This is a genomic window from Terracoccus sp. 273MFTsu3.1, assembly GCF_000383675.1.
Lineage (GTDB): Bacteria > Actinomycetota > Actinomycetes > Actinomycetales > Dermatophilaceae > Terrabacter.
In genome coordinates, this window is record NZ_KB911821.1 from 834,883 (window position 1) to 851,694 (window position 16,812).

Consider the following 16,812-nt stretch of genomic DNA (forward strand, 5'->3'; position numbering starts at 1 on the left):
GTCCGGCGCCGCGCCACACCCCGTGGAGGAGAAGCCATGAGCGACAACCCGCTGGACCCCGTGAGCGACGACCCGACGACCGAGGGCCCCGCTGACGGCGGAGCCGACACGAGCAGCCACGACGGCGGCGCCGACGGAGGCGCCGACACCGAGGGCCCCGCTGACGGCGGAGCCGACACGAGCAGCCACGACGGCGGCGCCGACGGTGGCGCCGACACCGAGGGCCCCGCTGACGGCGGAGCCGACACGAGCAGCCACGACGGTGGCGCCGACGGTGGGGCCGGAGCGGACCCGACCAGCTCGATCTGATGACCGCCGGCACGACGAGCCGGGTGCCCACGCGCGAGCGTGGGCGCTCGGCGCTGGCGCGTCTCGTCCCCTTCGCCGCCGAGGAGTTCGCCAAGGACCACTGGGCGCACACGCCGGTCGTCACGAGGGCAGCCGACCTGCCCGCCGGGCTGCTCGACCTCTTCGGCGAGGACTCGGTCGACGAGCTCGTCTCCCGACGCGGGCTGCGCGCCCCCTTCCTGCGGGTCGCCCAGAACGGCCGGACGCTCGGCGACCGCGAGTTCACCCAGGGCGGGGGCGTCGGTGCATCCGTCGCCGACCAGGTGAGTGACGACAAGCTGCTCGGGCTCTTCGCCGACGGTGCCACCATCGTCCTGCAGGGGCTGCACCGCACGTGGGGGCCCCTCATCGACTTCACCCAGCAGCTCGCGGAGGAGCTGGGGCACCCGGTCCAGGCCAACGCCTACGTCACGCCGAGCCAGAACACCGGCTTCAGCGACCACTACGACGTGCACGACGTCTTCGTGCTCCAGATGGCCGGGGAGAAGCGCTGGCGGGTCCGGCCCCCCGTGCACGACTCACCGTTGCGCGACGAGCCGTGGACCGACCACCGGGCCGAGGTCGAGGAGGCTGGACGGCGAGCACCTGACCACGAGTTCACGCTCCGCCCCGGTGACGTGCTCTACCTGCCGCGCGGCTGGGTGCACTCGGCCACCGCGCTCGGCGGCGTGAGCACGCACCTCACCCTGGGCGTCCACGTCTGGACGCGCCGTCACGTGGCCGACGAGCTCGTGTCGATCGCACTGGCCGAGGCCAGTCGCGACGAGAGCGTGCGCGCCTCGCTCGACATCGCACCGACGGGCTTCGACCACGAGGCCATCGCCCCCGACGTCGAGCTCGTGCGTCAATCGCTCGTGCGCGCCCTGGGCGAGATCGACGTGGCCACGGTCGTCGACGCCCTCGAGGCACGAGCCCGTGGCTCGCAGCGCCCCGCCCCGATCAGCCCCCTCGCCCAGGTGGCGGCCGCGGCGGCCCTACGCCCGGAGACGACGCTCCGGCTGCGGCCGCACGTGGCCGCGCGGCTCGTGCCCTCGGGTGACGGCCCGGCCCAGCTGCGCAGCCGCCTCGCCGACTTCCCGGTCGAGTCGCACGACGTCGGCACGTTCGTCGCACTGATCGACGACGGCGTCCTGCGCGCCGACATGGTCGGGCTCGAGCTGGCTCGCCGGCTGATGCTCGCCGGCCTGCTCGTCGTCGCCGACGACTGACGGGCCACGCCGCCTCGACTCCCCCGTCGTCGGACGGTCCCCTGTCGCGGGGGGGCCGTCAGACGCGTGCTGTCGCGCCGGGCTCAGCCCTCGACCGCTGTGGTGAGTGACGCCTTGGCCCCGACGAGGCTCGGGCCGTACCACGTGAGCAGACGTCCGCTGACGAGCGCCGTGCGGGCCCGCGTGAAGGCCTCCGGGCCGTCGGCCGCCGTGAAGACGTACGGCTCGTCGGGCAGCAGGACGGTCACGCCCTCACGGTCGAGGTCGGCCACCTCGACGTGCGGATAGCGGCCCGCGTCGTCGGCGAGGACGTTGCGCCAGCCGAGCCGCGACACGAGGTCACCGGTGAAGGTGTCGCGACCCACGGCCATCCACGGGTCTCGCCAGATCGCCACGACCACGTCGACGACGGGCTCGGGGACCGGCCCGTCCCACTCGCGCCGTGCGGCGACGAGCCAGTCGGGCGTGCCGACCTCGAGCACCTCGACGAAGAGTCGCTCGAGCGAGTCGAGAGCCCCCGGCACCGTCTCGATGTCGGTGACCCAGACGGGTATGCCCTCAGCCCTCAGCCGTCGGACGTCGAGCTCGCGGTTCTCCTCCTTGTTGGCCACGACGAGGTCGGGGTCGAGAGCCGCGATGGCCTTGAGGTCGGGATTCTTGGTGCCCCGAACCCTTTGCACCGCAAGACCTTCCGGATGCGTGCACCAGTCGGTCGCACCGACGAGCCGCTCCGGGCACGTCGTCGCCAGCGCCTCGGTGATCGACGGCACCAGCGACACGACCCGCCGTGGAGGTGTCGCCAACGACACGGCATACGCCAGGTCGTCGGCGAGTGTCACCGGCACGGTTCGTGGCCTTTCGACGGTGGCGGCGGGTCAGACGTTGCGGCGGTACTGGCCGCCGACCTCGAAGAAGGCCTCGGTCACCTGCTGGAGCGAGCACACCCGTGCCGCCCGCATGAGGACGTCGAAGACGTTGCCGCCCTCGATGGCGACGGCCTTGAGCTCCTCGAGCGCTGCCGTCGCCTCGACCTCGTGCGCAGTGCGGAAGGCACGCACGCGCGAGAGCTGGCTCTGCTTCTCCTCCTCGGTGCCGCGGGCGAGCACGACCGTGCGGGGCACCTCACCCTCGTGCGGGTTGCGGAAGGTGTTGACGCCGACGATCGGCAGGCTGCCGTCGTGCTTGCGGTGCTCGTAGAGCATCGACTCGTCCTGGATGCGGCCACGCTGGTAGCCGGTCTCCATGGCGCCGAGCACGCCGCCGCGCTCGGTGATGCGGTCGAACTCCTTGAGGACGGCCGCCTCGACGAGATCGGTGAGCTCGTCGATGACGAACGAGCCCTGGAGCGGGTTCTCGTTCATGGCGAGCCCCCACTCACGGTTGATGATGAGCTGGATCGCGAGCGCACGACGCACCGACTCCTCCGACGGAGTCGTCACGGCCTCGTCGAAAGCGTTGGTGTGCAAGGAGTTCGCGTTGTCATAGATCGCGATGAGCGCCTGCAGCGTCGTGCGGATGTCGTTGAAGTCCATCTCCTGCGCGTGCAGCGACCGGCCCGACGTCTGCACGTGGTACTTCAGCTTCTGGGACCGCTCGCCGGCGCCGTACTTCTCCTTCATCGCCACGGCCCAGATGCGACGGGCGACGCGTCCGAGGACGGAGTACTCGGGGTCCATGCCGTTGCTGAAGAAGAACGACAGGTTCGGCGCGAAGTCGTCGACCGCCATGCCGCGCGCGAGGTAGCTCTCGACGTAGGTGAAGCCGTTGGCGAGGGTGAAGGCGAGCTGGCTGATGGGGTTCGCCCCGGCCTCGGCGATGTGGTAGCCGGAGATCGACACGGAGTAGAAGTTGCGGACCTTCCGCTCGATGAACCACTCCTGGATGTCGGCCATCATCTTGAGGCTGAACTCGGTGCTGAAGATGCAGGTGTTCTGGCCCTGGTCCTCCTTGAGGATGTCGGCCTGCACCGTGCCGCGGACGTTGGCGAGGGCGTATGCCGTCAGCTCCTCGCGCTCGACGTCGCCCGGCTCCCTGCCCTCCCGCGCCCGGAAGGCGTCGACCTGCTGGTCGATGGCGGTGTTGAGGAAGAAGGCGAGGATCGTCGGTGCCGGACCGTTGATCGTCATGGAGACGCTCGTCGTCGGCGAGACGAGGTCGAAGCCGTCGTAGAGGGCCTTCATGTCGTCGAGCGTGGCGACGGAGACGCCCGAGGTGCCGACCTTGCCGTAGACGTCGGGGCGCGGGTCGGGGTCGCGGCCGTAGAGGGTCACGGAGTCGAAGGCCGTGGACAAGCGGGTGGCCGGCTGGCCCTCGGAGACGAGCTTGAAGCGACGGTTGGTGCGGAACGGGTCGCCCTCCCCCGCGAACATGCGGGCGGGGTCCTCCCCCTCGCGCTTGAACGGGAAGACACCGGCGGTGAAGGGGTAGTAGCCGGGGAGGTTCTCGCGGCGCAGGAAACTGACGAGCTCACCGTGGTCGCGGTAGCGCGGCAGGGAGACGCGAGGGATCTTGTTGCCCGACAACGACTCCCGGGTCAGGGTGTTGCGGATCTCCTTGCCCCGGATCGTCACGACCTGCTCGTCGCCGGAGTAGGACTCGACCACCGAGGGCCAGGCCGCCAGCGCGCTCGCGACCTCGGTCGGCACGTCGGTGCGGGCCCGGTCGAGGAGCGCCTCGACGGCATCGAGCGCGCTCTCGGCGCTGTCGACGTCGTCAGCCGCGGCTGCGGCCTCGAGCTGTCCCCGCACGGACTCGAGCTGCTGCACCCTCGTGGCCGCGGCGGCATACCGCTCGGTGGCCTCGTGGTAGCCGCGCACGGTGTCGCTGATCTCGGCGAGGTAGCGCACCCTAGACGCGGGCACGATGGTCGCGATGCGGGTGGACTGCCTCGTGGCGACCCTCGGCAGCACGCCCTCGTCGACGGGCATCCCCTTCGCCGCCAGCAGCTCGCGCAGCTCCTGGTAGAGCGCGGTGACGCCGTCGTCGTTGAAGGTGGCCGCCGACGTGCCGTAGACGGGCATGTCGGCCGGGCTCTTGCCGAACGCCTCGCGGTTGCGCACCATCTGGCGGCCGACGTCGCGCAGGGCGTCCTCGGCGCCGCGGCGCTCGAACTTGTTGATGGCCACGACGTCGGCGCGGTCGAGCATGTCGATCTTCTCGAGCTGGCTGCTGGCGCCGAACTCCGGCGTCATGACGTAGAGGGAGACGTCGGCGTAGTCGATGACGGCGGCATCGCCCTGACCGATGCCCGGGGTCTCGAGGATGACGAGGTCGAATCCGGCGGCGCGCACCACGTCGAGGACGTCATCGAGGTGGGTCGGCACCTGCGAGCCGCCGCGCGTCGCGAGGCTCCGGAAGAAGACGCGGTCGCCGTCGAGGGAGCTCATCCGGATGCGGTCGCCGAGGAGCGCACCACCGCCACGGCTGCGGGTCGGGTCGACGGCGAGGACGGCGACGCGCAGCTTGTCCTGCTGGTCGAGGCGCAGGCGGCGGATCAGCTCGTCGGTGAGGCTCGACTTGCCGGAGCCGCCGGTGCCGGTGATGCCGAGGACCGGCACGCGACGACGTCCCGCGGCCTCGCGGATGCCCGACAGCATGGCGTCGTCGATGTCACCCTCCTGCGCGCCGGTGACGGCGCGCGCCACGGCGGCCCGATCGCCGGCGAGCACGGCCTCGAGCGCGGGCGCACCGAGCTCCCACGGGTCGAAGTCGCAGTCGGCGACGACGGTGTTGATCATGCCCGCGAGGCCCAGGCGCTGGCCGTCCTCGGGGCTGAAGATCGTGACCCCGGACTCGCGCAGCCGCGCGATCTCCTCGGGGACGATGACGCCGCCCCCACCGCCCACGACGCGGATGTGTCCCGCGCCGTTCTCGCGGAGCAGCTGCACGAGGTACTCGAAGTACTCGACGTGCCCGCCCTGGTAGGAGCTGACGGCGACGCCCTGCACGTCCTCCTCGATCGCCGCGTCGACGACCTCCTGGACCGAGCGGTTGTGGCCGAGGTGGATGACCTCGGCCCCCTGCGTCTGCATGATGCGCCGCATGATGTTGATCGACGCGTCGTGCCCGTCGAAGAGGCTGCTCGCCGTGACGAGGCGGACGTGGTGGGACGGCTGGTGGTGATCGCGCTTCGCTGCGTCGGACATGCAAAAATAGTAGGACTTCCTACTAATGGACGTCAACGCGTCCGCGTCCTACGATGGCGCCATGAGTGCGCAGACCAACGCCGCGGGCGGCACGCACGCCGGAGCGGGCGGCGCGGTGAGCGCCGGCGTCGCCGCCGGGTCCGGCCTCGGCTTCGACCCGATCGCCCGGGCGCGGGAGCAGTGGGTCGAGCAGGGCTGGGGCCCGGCCGCCGACGGGATGGCCGCCATCACCTCGCTCATGCGCGCGCACCAGATCGTGCTCGCCCGGGTCGAGGCGACGCTCCGGCCACTCGGGGTGACCTTCGCGCGCTACGAGGTGCTCATGCTCCTGTGGTTCAGCAGGCGCGGGTCGCTCCCGATGAAGGTCATCGGCAGTCGTCTGCAGGTCCACCCCACGAGCGTGACCAACGCCGTCGACCGCCTCGAGGACGCCGGGCTCGTCACACGCTCGACGCACCCCGAAGACCGCCGCGCGATGCTCGTCGCCCTCACCCCGACCGGCCGCGAGCTCGCGGAGCGGGCCACCAAGGCCCTCAACGCGGAGGTCTTCGAGCAGCCCGACCTCGGGCCGACCGACGTCCGCTCGCTCGTCGACGTCCTGACCCGGCTGCGACGCGACGCCGGCGACTTCTGACCCCAGTTCGTTACGCGGACCGGCAGCGGCCGGGCCGCGACGTCGGCAGACTGGGCTCATGCCCGACACCCCGCTGCCCCCGGACCACCTCGACCGGCTCGCGGAGCAGCGACGGGCGTTGCGCGCCCTCGCCCGCGCCGCGCAGCGGCCCGGCGGCGGGTTCGGGTGGCTCGGCGACGACGGCCGGCTCGACCCGGCCTATGGCGTCGAGCTGTGGATCACGGCTCGGATGACCCACGTCGCCGCCCTCGCGGTGCTCGAGGGCGACACGTCGTTCGAGGACGTCGTCGACCACGGCGTCGCGACCTTCGCCGCCGGCGGCCTGCTCCACGACCCCGAGCACGGCGGCTGGTTCGCGTCCGTCCACGCCGACGGCACTCCGGACGTCTCCGACAAGCGGGCCTACGAGCACGCGTTCGTCGTCCTCGCCGCGACCTCGGCGTCAGCGGCTCGTCGGCCCGGGGCCGACGAGCTGCTCGACCGGGCGTTGCAGACCTACGAGCAGCGCTTCTGGCGGGAGTCCGACGGCCTCGCCGTCGACGTGTGGGACCGCACGTGGACCGACCTCGAGGACTACCGCGGCGTCAACGCCAACATGCACTCGCTCGAGGCGCTGCTCGCCGCGTGGGACGTGACGCGCGACCCCCGCTGGCTCGGCCACGCGCTCCGGATCACCGAGCGCGTCGTGCACGGCTTCGCCCGGGAGTGGAACTACCGCCTCCCCGAGCACTTCGACTCGTCCTGGCAGCCGCGCCCCGACTACAACCGCGACCGTCCGACCGACAAGTTCCGCCCGTTCGGCGTGACCCCGGGCCACCTGCTCGAGTGGTCGAGGCTCTCGCTGCACCTGCGTCACGCCCTCGGGGCCGAGGCGCCGGCGTGGCTGCTCGACGAGGCGCGCTCGCTCTTCGACGTCGCGGTGCACGAGGGCTGGGACGTCGACGGCCACGAGGGCTTCGTCTACACGACCGACTTCGACGGTCGGCCCGTCGTGCGGGACCGCCTGCACTGGGTCGTCACCGAGGCCATCGGCGCCGCCCGCACGCTCCACCTCGCGACCGGCGACCCGACGTATGCCGCGTGGTACGACCGGTGGTGGGAGCACGCCCACACGTGGTTCGTCGACCCCGAGCAGGGCTCGTGGCGCCACGAGCTCTCACCCGAGCTCGTGCCGTCGAGCGTCGTCTGGCAGGGGCGCCCGGACGTCTACCACGCCTACCAGGCCTGCCTCGTCGGCGCGCTCGGCGAGATCACGTCGTTCGCCGGCGCCCTTCGGGACGGGCACCTCCAGTCCGCGCGGACCGCCTAGTCCTGCTGGCGGTCGACGAGGGCCCAGATCTCGCTCTCCGGGTAGCGGCGGTGTCCGCCGAGGGTCCGCAGCGCATGGAGCCGGCCGGTCCGTGCCCACCGGCTGACGGTCTTGGGATCGACGCGGAAGATCGTCGCGACCTCTGCCGGGGTCAACAGCCTCTCGACCGCTGTGTCATTTCCGTCCATGTCAGTCCGCCTCGCGCGATCGCAGCGTCAGTGGAGGTCACGGACTCGGGGCTGGCTGCTCAACCCCGAGTCCGAAGGATCCCGATCCCGGCACGCTCTGGGCGGTCGTCGCCGGGCTCCCGACACCTGTCACGGTACGGACAGTTCATTCGACAATCAAGCGACCAGACCAACGAGCGAGATGGCCTTCAGTAGATTGGGCGCATGAGCCCCCGCGCCCAGGCCCGCGACGACGCGACGGTCGCCCTGAGAGAGCTGATCCTCGCCGGCGAGCGCTACCGCATCGCCGTGGCGGCGCGCCTCGACCTCACGGTCAACGAGAGCCGGACCATCAGCTACCTCCTGGCCCGGGGTCCCATGGGCCAGACCGAGCTCTCGACCGCCCTCGGCCTGACGACGAGCTCGACGACGACGCTCCTCGACCGTCTCGAGCAGCGCGAGATGGTGCGACGCGTCCCCGACCCGAGCGACCGGAGGCGCAGCTCGGTGGAGATCCCCGAGTCCGGCGTGCTCCGGCTCCGCGAGGTCCGGGACTGGCTGCCCCAGGCCTTCGACGCGTTCGACGGGGACGACCTGCACGACGTGGCCACCACGCTCGGGACCCTCGCCGCGTCGCTGCGCGAGGTCACCACCCGGATCGACGCCTCGCACCCGGCGAGCCCCGGTCGCCGCAAGCGCCACTGAGCGCGGCGTCGTCCGGACCGGACCCTCAGCCGAGGACGCGGTCGAGGAAGCCGTTGCCGAAGACGCCATCCGGGTCGACTCTCGCCCGCAGCGACCGGAAGTCGGCCATCTGCGGGTAGAGCGGCTCGAGCTGCTCGACTCCCGCCACGAAGCACTTGCCCCAGTGCGGCCGCGCCCCGAGCGGCAGGAGGGCTGCCTCGACCGCCGGCAGGACGGCATACACCCGTTCGAGGTCGCGGACCCACGTGAAGTGCACGGCCACGACGTCGTGGCCGTGCGAGCCGCTGAGCCAGTGGCCGTCGGCGGCCACGGTGCGCAGCTCGGAGACCTGGAGCACCGGGGCCAGGCGGTCCCTGAGGCCGCGCAGGCGCTCGATCGCGGTGAGGGCGTGCTCGCAGGGCAGGAGGTACTCGCTCTGGAGCTCCTCGCCGCGGCTCGGGGTGAAGCCCATCCTGAAGTGCGGCAGTCGGTCGAGCCACGGCCCCGGCACGCCGCCCTGGGGTGTCACCGAGTCCGGGTCCGCGCCGTCGAGCATGTGCATCGTCGTCGTGGCCGGTGCCGCGCCGCGCGGCGCGCTCGGCACCTGCTCGCCGCGGCTCTTGAGCCAGACCTGGTCGATGCCCGCCTCGCCCCACCGGGTGAAGAGGCTGACGCTGTAGGCGCTGCTCGCGACCGCGTCGAGCCCGCAGGTGAGCGCGTCCCACGACAGGCCGGTGAAGACGTCCTGTCGCACGTCGTAGGTGGGCTCGATGTCGAGGGTGAGGGAGGTGACGATCCCGAGCGCACCGAGGGCGACGACGCTGCCCTCGAAGTCGGCGTCCCCACGGCTGACGGTGCGCAGCTCACCGTCGGGACCGACGAGGTCGAGGGAGGCGACGGCCGTTGCGAGAGAGCCGTTCCCGGTCCCCGAGCCGTGCGTGCCGGTGGCGACGGCGCCCGCGACGGAGATGTGCGGGAGCGACGCGAGGTTGCCGAGGGCCCATCCTGCCGCATGCAGCCGGGTCGCCACCTGGCCGTATGCCGCATGGCCGGTCACGCGCGCCGTGCGGGTCCTGGGGTCGACGGCCACGGCCGTGGGCAGGTCGACGAGCGAGACGAGCACGCCGTCGTCGGTGTCCGTGATGTCGGTCAGGTCGGTGAAGCTGTGCCGCGACCCGAGGGCACGCACGCGCGGGCTCGCCGCGACGAGCTCCTGCAGGTGCTCGACCGAGCGCACCCGTTCGATCGGGGACCGGTAGGTGTGGCTGCCGGCCCAGTTCGTCTCCGCCATGGGCCCAGTCTGCCCGCGGGCGCCGAGGCGAGGACGGCGGTGTCAGGTCTGGTGACGCCGGCGGTGGCTGCGGTCCTCGTGGAGCTCGGGATGGACGTCCTCGGGCAGCTCCTCGGGCTCGGCCCCCTCGCCCGGGCGGGCCACGCCCCAGCCGTCGGGGGTGATGGTGTCCACGGGCGGGTTGCCGACGAGGTGGGAGCGCTCGGCCCCCTCCGGGTGGTCGCGACGCGCCTGCTCGGTGTCGTCGCGATGCTTGTTGAGGGACTCGCTGGTGTCACGTCCGGCTCGACGGGGTCCGACGACGAGGAGTCCGATCACGAGGATCACGACGACGGCCAGCATGACGATGAGTCCTACCCGATCACCCATGGGCACCTCCAGGGTCCGATGCGTCACTCCCGACGGTACTCCCGTCGGCTTCGGGTGAGGCCCGTTGTGCGCGAAAGGATGTCGCCCGGTCGCACCCCTCGAAGCGGGAGGAAGTGGCCCGAGGCCGCTGGGAGTGACCCGGTCAGTGCGGGTCGCGGGCGGCCCGGGCCGCTGCGACCTTCGCCGCGCGCTCGCGCGCGAGCCGGGCCGTGGGGTCGTTGCCCTCGCCCAGCTGAGCCGGGCCGAAGACGGTCAGCGCGACCAGGCGCAGGCGGTAACCGATGCGGTACCCGATCGAGAGTCCGTCACGGGGCGTCGATCTCGACACGATGGTGCCTCCAATTAGTTAGTGTACTAACTGTTAGTGTACACAGATCCCGCCACACCGACGACGAGGCTCCGATGACCCGCAGCGCCACCGCCCGCACCACGCCGCGACCGACCACCCGCACCGGGGAGACCGCCGGGTCCACCGTTCCCACCGTCTCGCCCGACTCCCCGGAGTCCCCCGTCTCCCCCGACGACCTGCTCAAGCTCGACCAGCAGGTCTGCTTCGCCCTCGCCGTGGCAGCACGCAACGTCATCGGGCTCTACCGCCCGGTCCTCGAGCCCCTCGGGCTCACGCACCCGCAGTACCTCGTGATGCTCGCCCTCTGGGAGCGGTCACCGCTCACGGTCCGCGAGATCGGTCGTCTCCTCAGCCTCGAGCCGGCCACGCTCTCGCCCCTGCTCAAGCGGCTCGAGGCCGCGGGCCTCGTCCGGCGCGACCGGCACCCCGACGACGAGCGCGCCCTCGCCATCACCCTGACGGCGCGCGGTCGGCGGCTGCGCGAGCAGGCGCTCGACGTGCCGCCGCAGATCGTCGAACGGCTCGGGGTGCGGATCGAGGACCTCCAGGCGCTGCACGCCTCGCTCAGCCGGGTCATCGCCGCGACGACGGCGACCGACTGAGCGCGCCCATCAGGGACGACGGCCCGGGTATGCCGCTGGGCCCGGACATCGGTCCGGGCCCAGCGGGCTGTCGGCTCGTCACGAGCCGGGTGGTCGGGTGCGGGTCGGGGCGGATCAGGCCCGTCGGGCCGGTCGGTCGGTCAGGCGGCGGGCCGGTGGTCGACGAGGGCGCTGAGCGCGTCCTGCAGACGCCCGAAGACCTCCGGGTCGCCGAGCACGTCGGTGTCGATGGTCGTCTGCGACACGATGACCTCGTCGAGCACGACGGCACCGGCGATGCCGGCCGACCGACGGGTGTCGTCGTGGGCCCACTTGCCCCCGTAGGGGGTGGGGGTCGCGCCGACGACGGCGAAGGGCTTTCCGGCGATGGCGCCCTGACCGTAGGGGCGGGACAGCCAGTCGATGGCGTTGTTGAGCACGGCCGGCATGGTGCCGTTGTACTCCGGCGTCACGGCGAGCACACGGTCGGCGCCCGCGACGCTCTCGCGCAGCTGGGCGGCCGTGGCAGGCACGTCGTCGCCGTCGATGTCCTCGTTGTAGAACGGCAGGGCGCCGAGGCCGTCGATGATGTCGATCTCGACACCCTCGGGCGCCTGGTCGCGCAGCGACTCGGCGATGCGACGGTTGACGGACTCGGTGCGCAGGCTTCCGACGAGGACGGCGACGCGCGTGCGGGGGGTGGCAGCAGTGGTCATGCGACCTCAAACGGACCGTGGTCCGCTTCTATTCCCCCGCCGACAGGGCGCAGCGGGTCACCCTGCGCCGTCCGACGTCCGACCTAGGATCACGACCGTGTCCACCGAGCCACCGCTCTTCGACCTGCGCAGCCGCCCGGAGCGGCGTGACGCGGCACGCAACCGCGAGCTCCTCCTCGATGCCGCGCACCGGCTCGTCGACCGCGACGGCGTCGACGCCGTGACGATGGACGCCGTCGCAGCCGAGGCCGGGGTGGGCAAGGGCACGGTGTTCCGTCGCTTCGGCAGCCGTGCCGGCCTCATGTCAGCCCTCCTCGACCACGGCGAGGCACGGTGGCAGGGCCGGGTCATCTCGGGCCCACCACCCCTCGGCCCGGGCGCACCCGCCCTCGACCGGCTCCTCGCCTTCGGCGAGTCCCGGCTCGAGCGCACCCTCGTCAGCGGCGACCTCATGGTCGCTGCAGCCGGTCGCCACGGCCGGTCGCTGCCGGCGGTCGCCTTCCTCGTGGCCCACGTGCGCCATCTGCTCGCCGAGCTCGACGTGACCGGGGACCTGCCGGTCCTGGCCCTCTCCCTCCTCGCGCCGCTCGACGTGGCCTTCGTCCTGCCCCAGCTCGAGGCCGGCGTGACCCGCGAGCGCATCCTCGCCACGTGGACCGACCTCGTGCGACGCGTCGTCGAGGCCGGCTGAGCCTCACCGCCCCGTCGGTCGCTGAGACGCCGCCGCCGCGCCGAGGTCGGCCGGCTGCAGGCGGTGCCGCGGCTCCGGGTCGACGACGGCCCGTTCGGTCACCGACAGGTCGGGGCCGACCCGGACGAGGACTCCGGGGTCGAGCATCCGCCACGCGGGGTCGTCGTCGAGGCGCTCGCTCGCGACGACGACGCACGGTGCGTCGGCCAGGTCGTCGCTGACGACGTGCGTGCCGGCGTCACTGCGGTGGTCGAGGCCTTCGACGGGCTGCCGGCGGTCGAGCAGCCACAGGGCGTGCGTGTCGGGGTAGCGGCACGCCCACAGCTCGGTGGGCGTCGTCAGGACGACGTTGACGGCATACACGGGCAGGTTGCGGGCCACCCAGCCGAGGGCGCGCTCCATCCCGACGGCCACGTCCCCACCCGCCGCGGCGGTCTCGGCCGTGACGAGCGCGAAGAGGCGCTCGGAGTCGGTGTCGCCCTGAACCGTCGACATCGCGGCGCCGAGGTGCTTCTCGAGACGGGACAGCCCCCTGACCACACCGTTGTGCGCGAAGAGCCGGCCGTCGAGCTCGAAGGGATGGGTGTTCTCGGGACGGGGCCCGGTGCCGGACGAGTGGCGGACGTGCGCGACGAACGTCGCACTGCGCCGTTCCATGGCCTCGCTCGCGAAGTCCGCGTCGTCCCAGGCCGCCAGTGCCTGCTTCTCCACGACCGAGCGGCCGGCCTCGTCGAAGGTGCCGAGGCCCGTGCCGTCGGGGTTGCGGTGCGACTGACGGCTCAGGCTGTCCGGGGCGTCGAGGAGCCAGAACGTCGCGGACACCCGCGCGCGACCGGCACTCATCCCGAAGAGACGACACACGGCTACCTGCTCTCCACGGCCTCCTTGGCCTTGGCGATGGCGAAGCCCCAGCCCTGGGCGAGCTTGGGCTTGGGCGGGATCGCGACCTCGTCGGGGTTGGTCACGACGTCGAGCAGCACGGGGCCGTCTGCGGCGAGGGCCCACGTGACGGCGTCGTCGAGCTCGTCGGCCTCGGTGACCCGACGGCTCGTCAGACCCATGGCTGCGGCGACGGCTGCGAGGTCGGGGTTGTCGAGCTCGGTCCCGAACTCCGGCAGGCCACCTTGCTCCTGCTCGAGCTTGACCATGCCGAGCCGGCCGTTGTCGAAGACCACGACGACGACGGGCAGGCGATAGGTCACCGCGGTGCGCAGGTCGCCGAGCAGCATCATCAGTCCACCGTCGCCGGCGAAGGCCACGACCGGCCGGGTGCGGTCGAGCGCCTGCGCCCCGAGGGCCATCGGCATCGCGTTGGCCATCGAGCCGAGGTTGTAGGAGCCGACGAGCCGACGCGTGCCACGCATCGTCACGAACCTGGCGAGCCACGCGGTGGACATGCCGGTGTCGCTCGTGAAGATCGTCGTGTCGGGCGCCAGCCGGTCGACGGCGGCCGCCAACGCCTCCGGCCGGATGCGCTCGTCGGGGTTGTCGAGGACGGCTCGGGCGCGCCCGAGGAGCGTGCGGTCGTGGTCCGGGTCGAGCAACGAGCGCTGACGCTCGTGCCAGCTCTGGTATGCCGTGCGCGCGCTCTCGAGGTGCCCGCGGTCCTCGCGTCGGCGGAGGCGCGGCACGAGCTCGTCCAGCGTCGACGCGGCGTCGCCGACGAGGGCGTGCTGGACGGGGGTGCGCCGGCCGACGTGCTCCCCTCGTGCGTCGAGCTGGATCACGGTCTTGCCGGTGGGATACCAGTCGCGGTAGGGGAAGTCGGTGCCGACGAGGACGAGCACCTCGCAGTCGTCCATCGCCTTGGCGGCGGCGGGGTTGCCGATGAGACCGGACTGGCCGACCTCGAAGGGGTTGTCGTGCTCGAGGCCCTCCTTCGCCTTGAGCGTCAGCACCATCGGGGCCGCGAGGACGTCGGCCAGCTCGAGCACCTGCGCACGGGCCTCGCGCGCACCGCACCCGACGAGGAGCGTCACGGTGGCGTCACCGGCGAGGGCGGTGACGGCGGCCTCGACCTGCGCGCTCGGTGCGGGCGCCGGCACGGCAGCCGGTGCGAACGTCGCGGGACGCACGCCCTTGTCGAGCGCGAGGTCGCCGACGTCGCCCGGCAACGTCAGCACGGCGACGCCGCGCATCGACTGAGCCGCGTTGACGGCCTGCTCGAGCAGGTAGGGCAGCTGCCCCGGTGAGGTCAGCGTCTGGGACCACACCGAGACGTCGGCGAAGAGGGCGTTGTTGTCGACCTCCTGGAAGAAGTCAGTGCCGATCTCGGGGCTCGGCACCTGGCCGCAGATGGCGAGAACCGGCGCATGCGACTTCTTCGCGTCGTAGAGCCCGTTGAGCAGGTGGATCGACCCCGGTCCCACCGTGCCCATGCACACCCCGAGCGTGCCGGTCAGCTGCGCCTGGGCACTGACGGCGAAGGCTGCCACCTCCTCGTGGCGCACCCCGACCCACTCGATTCGCTCCTCCGTGCGGATGGCGTCGGTCAGCGGGTTGAGGGCGTCGCCGACGACGCCCCAGACCTGCGTCACACCGGCGTCCGCCAACGAGGTGATGATGTGCTCGGCGACGGTGGTCATGACTGCCTCCCGCCGAAGTGGTCGGCGCTCGCCGAGGCCCAGTCATGGGCCCAGTCCCGTGGAGGCTCGGCCAGCAGCTGCCCCGGCTCGAGCCAGTCGTAGAGCTCGGCGTAGGACTGGTTCCTCGTCGCCGACACGTTGAGCCGCAGGTGGTGGGGCGTCAGGCGCGAGGGATCGGTGACGCCCATGGCCGCCATGATCCGCATCGCCTCGTCGACCGTGGCCTGCTGGTAGCGGTGGACGCGCTCGCTCTTGTCGCCGACGTCGAGCGCCCGCGCGCGGCGCGGGTTCTGGGTGGCGACGCCGCTCGGGCACTTGTCGGTGTGACAGCGCTGGGCCTGGATGCAGCCGGCGGCCATCATCATGGCGCGTGCCGAGTTGGTGTAGTCCGCGCCCTGGATGACGCGCTTGACGATGTCGTTGCCCGCCGCGACCTTGCCGCTCGCGCCGATGCGCACGCGGTCACGCAGGCCGACGCCGACGAGCGCGTTGTGCACGGTCATGAGGCCGTGGGTGAGGGGCATCCCGACGTGGTCCTCGAACTCCAGCGGCGCAGCACCGGTGCCACCCTCGGAGCCGTCGACGACGATGAAGTCCGGCGTCGTGCCGACCTCGAGCATCGCCTTGCAGATGGCGAGGACGTCGACGCGGGAGCCGACGCAGAGCTTGAATCCGGCCGGCTTTCCGCCGGCCAGCTCACGCATGCGGCCGATGAACTCGATGAGCTCCACCGGCGTGTGGAAGACGCGGTGGCTCGACGGGCTGACGCACTTCTCCCCCTGCGGCACCTGCCTGATGTCGGCGATCTCCTTCGTCACCTTCGCCCCCGGCAGCACTCCGCCGATGCCGGGCTTGGCGCCCTGGCTCAGCTTGAGGGAGACGCACTTGACCGAGTCACCGGACGCCTTGTCCGAGAAGGTCGCCGGGTCGAAGTCACCGTCCTTGGTGCGCGCACCGAAGTAGCCGGTGCCGATCTCCCAGACGATGTCGCCGCCGTGTTCGAGGTGGTAGGGCGACAGTCCACCCTCGCCGGTGTCGTGGGCGAAGCCGCCGAGGGCAGCACCCTTGTTGAGCGCGCGGATCGCGTTGGCGGACAGGGCACCGAAGCTCATCGCCGAGACGTTGAGCAGCGCCATGGAGTAGGGCCTCGAGCAGTCGGGGCCTCCGACCACGACGCGGGCCGGCTCGTCGGGTGGGTCGGCCGGCGCGGCGGAGTGCACGAGGTACTCGTAGCCGACCTCGTTGACGTCGAGCTCGGTGCCGAACGGGCGCTCGCCGTGGATGCCCTTGGCCCGCTCGTAGACGACCGACCTCGTGTCGCGGTCGAAGGGACGGCCGTCCCAGTCCCGCTCGATGAAGTACTGCTGGAGCTCGGGCCGGATGTCCTCGAGGAGGTAGCGCAGGTGTCCGACGACGGGATAGCGCCGCAGGATCGTGTGCTTGCGCTGGAGGAGGTCCCAGGCCGCGAGTCCGACCGCACCTGCCCCGGCTCCGCCGACCACCCACCTGCTTCGACCCACGACAGCCTCCTCGCCCGACGTGCCGCCTGCGCGGCCCGTGCTCGTTCGCCCCGGGTGCCCGCACGGGACGGGCACTCCGACGTTCGCGTCCACCCGCGACCTACCCGCGACGGTGGACCGCCTACCTGAGAGGTTCCTGAGCCGGCCGACCCCGCAGGAGACTGGGCGCGGGCTGGGCGCGCGCTGTGGGACCGCTCGCAGGCAACGCCCAGCGA

17 protein-coding genes are annotated in these 16,812 nt (G+C 72.1%); 7 read left to right on the forward strand and 10 right to left on the reverse strand.

Annotation, left to right across the window (positions count from 1 at the left end):
- The first annotated feature begins 36 nt into the window (after positions 1–36).
- Positions 37–309 carry a hypothetical protein gene (locus H283_RS0109575; RefSeq protein ID WP_020143298.1) on the forward strand — a complete coding sequence of 91 codons (273 nt, stop codon included), beginning with the start codon at positions 37–39 and terminating at the stop codon, positions 307–309.
- A complete protein-coding gene (locus tag H283_RS0109580) occupies positions 309–1,556 on the forward strand; it encodes a cupin domain-containing protein (protein ID WP_020143299.1) in 1,248 nt (415 codons plus the stop codon). Before H283_RS0109575 ends, H283_RS0109580 begins: the two co-directional genes overlap by 1 nt.
- Positions 1,557–1,639: 83 nt before the next feature.
- Here the strand turns inward: H283_RS0109580 and H283_RS0109585 are convergent, their stop codons facing one another.
- Positions 1,640–2,401 (reverse strand): helical backbone metal receptor, encoded by a 762-nt coding sequence (locus tag H283_RS0109585; protein WP_020143300.1) that lies wholly within the window; start codon positions 2,399–2,401, stop codon positions 1,640–1,642.
- A 30-nt stretch (positions 2,402–2,431) separates the two neighbouring features.
- Positions 2,432–5,701: a fused isobutyryl-CoA mutase/GTPase IcmF gene (icmF, locus tag H283_RS0109590; RefSeq protein ID WP_020143301.1), complete on the reverse strand. Its 3,270-nt coding sequence runs from the start codon at positions 5,699–5,701 to the stop codon at positions 2,432–2,434.
- A 61-nt stretch (positions 5,702–5,762) separates the two neighbouring features.
- Here icmF and H283_RS0109595 point away from each other — a divergent pair, with 61 nt between their 5' ends.
- Positions 5,763–6,335, forward strand: a complete 573-nt coding sequence (locus H283_RS0109595) for a MarR family winged helix-turn-helix transcriptional regulator (RefSeq protein WP_156023073.1) — start codon at positions 5,763–5,765, stop codon at positions 6,333–6,335.
- Between the two features lie 58 nt (positions 6,336–6,393).
- A complete protein-coding gene (locus H283_RS0109600) occupies positions 6,394–7,644 on the forward strand; it encodes an AGE family epimerase/isomerase (RefSeq protein WP_020143303.1) in 1,251 nt (416 codons plus the stop codon).
- Here the strand turns inward: H283_RS0109600 and H283_RS0109605 are convergent.
- Complete coding sequence (locus H283_RS0109605; RefSeq protein ID WP_028785469.1) at positions 7,641–7,832, reverse strand: BldC family transcriptional regulator; 192 nt, start codon at positions 7,830–7,832, stop codon at positions 7,641–7,643. The genes H283_RS0109600 and H283_RS0109605 overlap by 4 nt on opposite strands.
- Positions 7,833–8,036: 204 nt before the next feature.
- Between H283_RS0109605 and H283_RS26585 the strand changes: the two genes are divergently transcribed.
- Positions 8,037–8,516: a MarR family winged helix-turn-helix transcriptional regulator gene (locus H283_RS26585; protein ID WP_020143305.1), complete on the forward strand. Its 480-nt coding sequence runs from the start codon at positions 8,037–8,039 to the stop codon at positions 8,514–8,516.
- A 25-nt stretch (positions 8,517–8,541) separates the two neighbouring features.
- On the opposite strand, the gene H283_RS0109615 is transcribed toward H283_RS26585, so the two are convergent.
- The 3 genes from H283_RS0109615 to H283_RS0109625 all read right to left on the reverse strand — a co-directional run bounded on the left by H283_RS0109615 (position 8,542) and on the right by H283_RS0109625 (position 10,483).
- Positions 8,542–9,786: a D-arabinono-1,4-lactone oxidase gene (locus tag H283_RS0109615; protein WP_020143306.1), complete on the reverse strand. Its 1,245-nt coding sequence runs from the start codon at positions 9,784–9,786 to the stop codon at positions 8,542–8,544.
- 42 nt (positions 9,787–9,828) lie between these two features.
- Entirely contained in the window at positions 9,829–10,155 is a 327-nt protein-coding gene (locus H283_RS0109620) for a hypothetical protein (protein ID WP_020143307.1), read from the reverse strand.
- A 142-nt stretch (positions 10,156–10,297) separates the two neighbouring features.
- Entirely contained in the window at positions 10,298–10,483 is a 186-nt protein-coding gene (locus H283_RS0109625; protein WP_020143308.1) for a hypothetical protein, read from the reverse strand.
- Positions 10,484–10,557: 74 nt separating this feature from the next.
- Here H283_RS0109625 and H283_RS24590 point away from each other — a divergent pair, with 74 nt between their 5' ends.
- Entirely contained in the window at positions 10,558–11,106 is a 549-nt protein-coding gene (locus H283_RS24590; protein WP_020143309.1) for a MarR family winged helix-turn-helix transcriptional regulator, read from the forward strand.
- Positions 11,107–11,246: 140 nt separating this feature from the next.
- On the opposite strand, the gene H283_RS0109635 is transcribed toward H283_RS24590, so the two are convergent.
- The gene (locus H283_RS0109635) at positions 11,247–11,801 is read right to left on the reverse strand and encodes an NADPH-dependent FMN reductase (protein WP_020143310.1); all 555 of its coding nucleotides are present in this window, start codon (positions 11,799–11,801) and stop codon (positions 11,247–11,249) included.
- Positions 11,802–11,898: 97 nt separating this feature from the next.
- Here H283_RS0109635 and H283_RS0109640 point away from each other — a divergent pair, with 97 nt between their 5' ends.
- Positions 11,899–12,492, forward strand: a complete 594-nt coding sequence (locus H283_RS0109640; RefSeq protein WP_020143311.1) for a TetR/AcrR family transcriptional regulator — start codon at positions 11,899–11,901, stop codon at positions 12,490–12,492.
- Positions 12,493–12,495: 3 nt separating this feature from the next.
- Here H283_RS0109640 and H283_RS0109645 read toward each other — a convergent pair whose 3' ends face one another.
- Genes H283_RS0109645 through H283_RS0109655 form a run of 3 tightly spaced genes read right to left on the reverse strand, consistent with a single transcriptional unit; the run spans position 12,496 to position 16,597 of the window.
- A complete protein-coding gene (locus H283_RS0109645; RefSeq protein WP_028785471.1) occupies positions 12,496–13,353 on the reverse strand; it encodes a class II glutamine amidotransferase in 858 nt (285 codons plus the stop codon).
- Positions 13,354–13,355: 2 nt separating this feature from the next.
- Entirely contained in the window at positions 13,356–15,077 is a 1,722-nt protein-coding gene (locus H283_RS0109650) for a thiamine pyrophosphate-dependent enzyme (protein WP_020143313.1), read from the reverse strand.
- A complete protein-coding gene (locus H283_RS0109655) occupies positions 15,074–16,597 on the reverse strand; it encodes an FMN-binding glutamate synthase family protein (RefSeq protein ID WP_156023074.1) in 1,524 nt (507 codons plus the stop codon). Before H283_RS0109655 ends, H283_RS0109650 begins: the two co-directional genes overlap by 4 nt.
- Between the last annotated feature and the right edge of the window lie 215 nt (positions 16,598–16,812).

What these genes read in the sequence shown, in the direction of transcription:
- H283_RS0109650 (WP_020143313.1), bottom strand. Translation starts at nt 15,077, where the DNA reads ATGACCACCGTCGCCGAGCACATCATCACCTCGTTGGCGGACGCCGGT.
- H283_RS0109595 (WP_156023073.1), top strand. Translation starts at nt 5,763, where the DNA reads ATGAGTGCGCAGACCAACGCCGCGGGCGGCACGCACGCCGGAGCGGGC.
- H283_RS0109615 (WP_020143306.1), bottom strand. Translation starts at nt 9,786, where the DNA reads ATGGCGGAGACGAACTGGGCCGGCAGCCACACCTACCGGTCCCCGATC.
- H283_RS0109605 (WP_028785469.1), bottom strand. Translation starts at nt 7,832, where the DNA reads ATGGACGGAAATGACACAGCGGTCGAGAGGCTGTTGACCCCGGCAGAG.
- H283_RS24590 (WP_020143309.1), top strand. Translation starts at nt 10,558, where the DNA reads ATGACCCGCAGCGCCACCGCCCGCACCACGCCGCGACCGACCACCCGC.
- H283_RS26585 (WP_020143305.1), top strand. Translation starts at nt 8,037, where the DNA reads ATGAGCCCCCGCGCCCAGGCCCGCGACGACGCGACGGTCGCCCTGAGA.
- H283_RS0109620 (WP_020143307.1), bottom strand. Translation starts at nt 10,155, where the DNA reads ATGGGTGATCGGGTAGGACTCATCGTCATGCTGGCCGTCGTCGTGATC.
- icmF (WP_020143301.1), bottom strand. Translation starts at nt 5,701, where the DNA reads ATGTCCGACGCAGCGAAGCGCGATCACCACCAGCCGTCCCACCACGTC.
- H283_RS0109580 (WP_020143299.1), top strand. Translation starts at nt 309, where the DNA reads ATGACCGCCGGCACGACGAGCCGGGTGCCCACGCGCGAGCGTGGGCGC.
- H283_RS0109635 (WP_020143310.1), bottom strand. Translation starts at nt 11,801, where the DNA reads ATGACCACTGCTGCCACCCCCCGCACGCGCGTCGCCGTCCTCGTCGGA.
- H283_RS0109600 (WP_020143303.1), top strand. Translation starts at nt 6,394, where the DNA reads ATGCCCGACACCCCGCTGCCCCCGGACCACCTCGACCGGCTCGCGGAG.
- H283_RS0109575 (WP_020143298.1), top strand. Translation starts at nt 37, where the DNA reads ATGAGCGACAACCCGCTGGACCCCGTGAGCGACGACCCGACGACCGAG.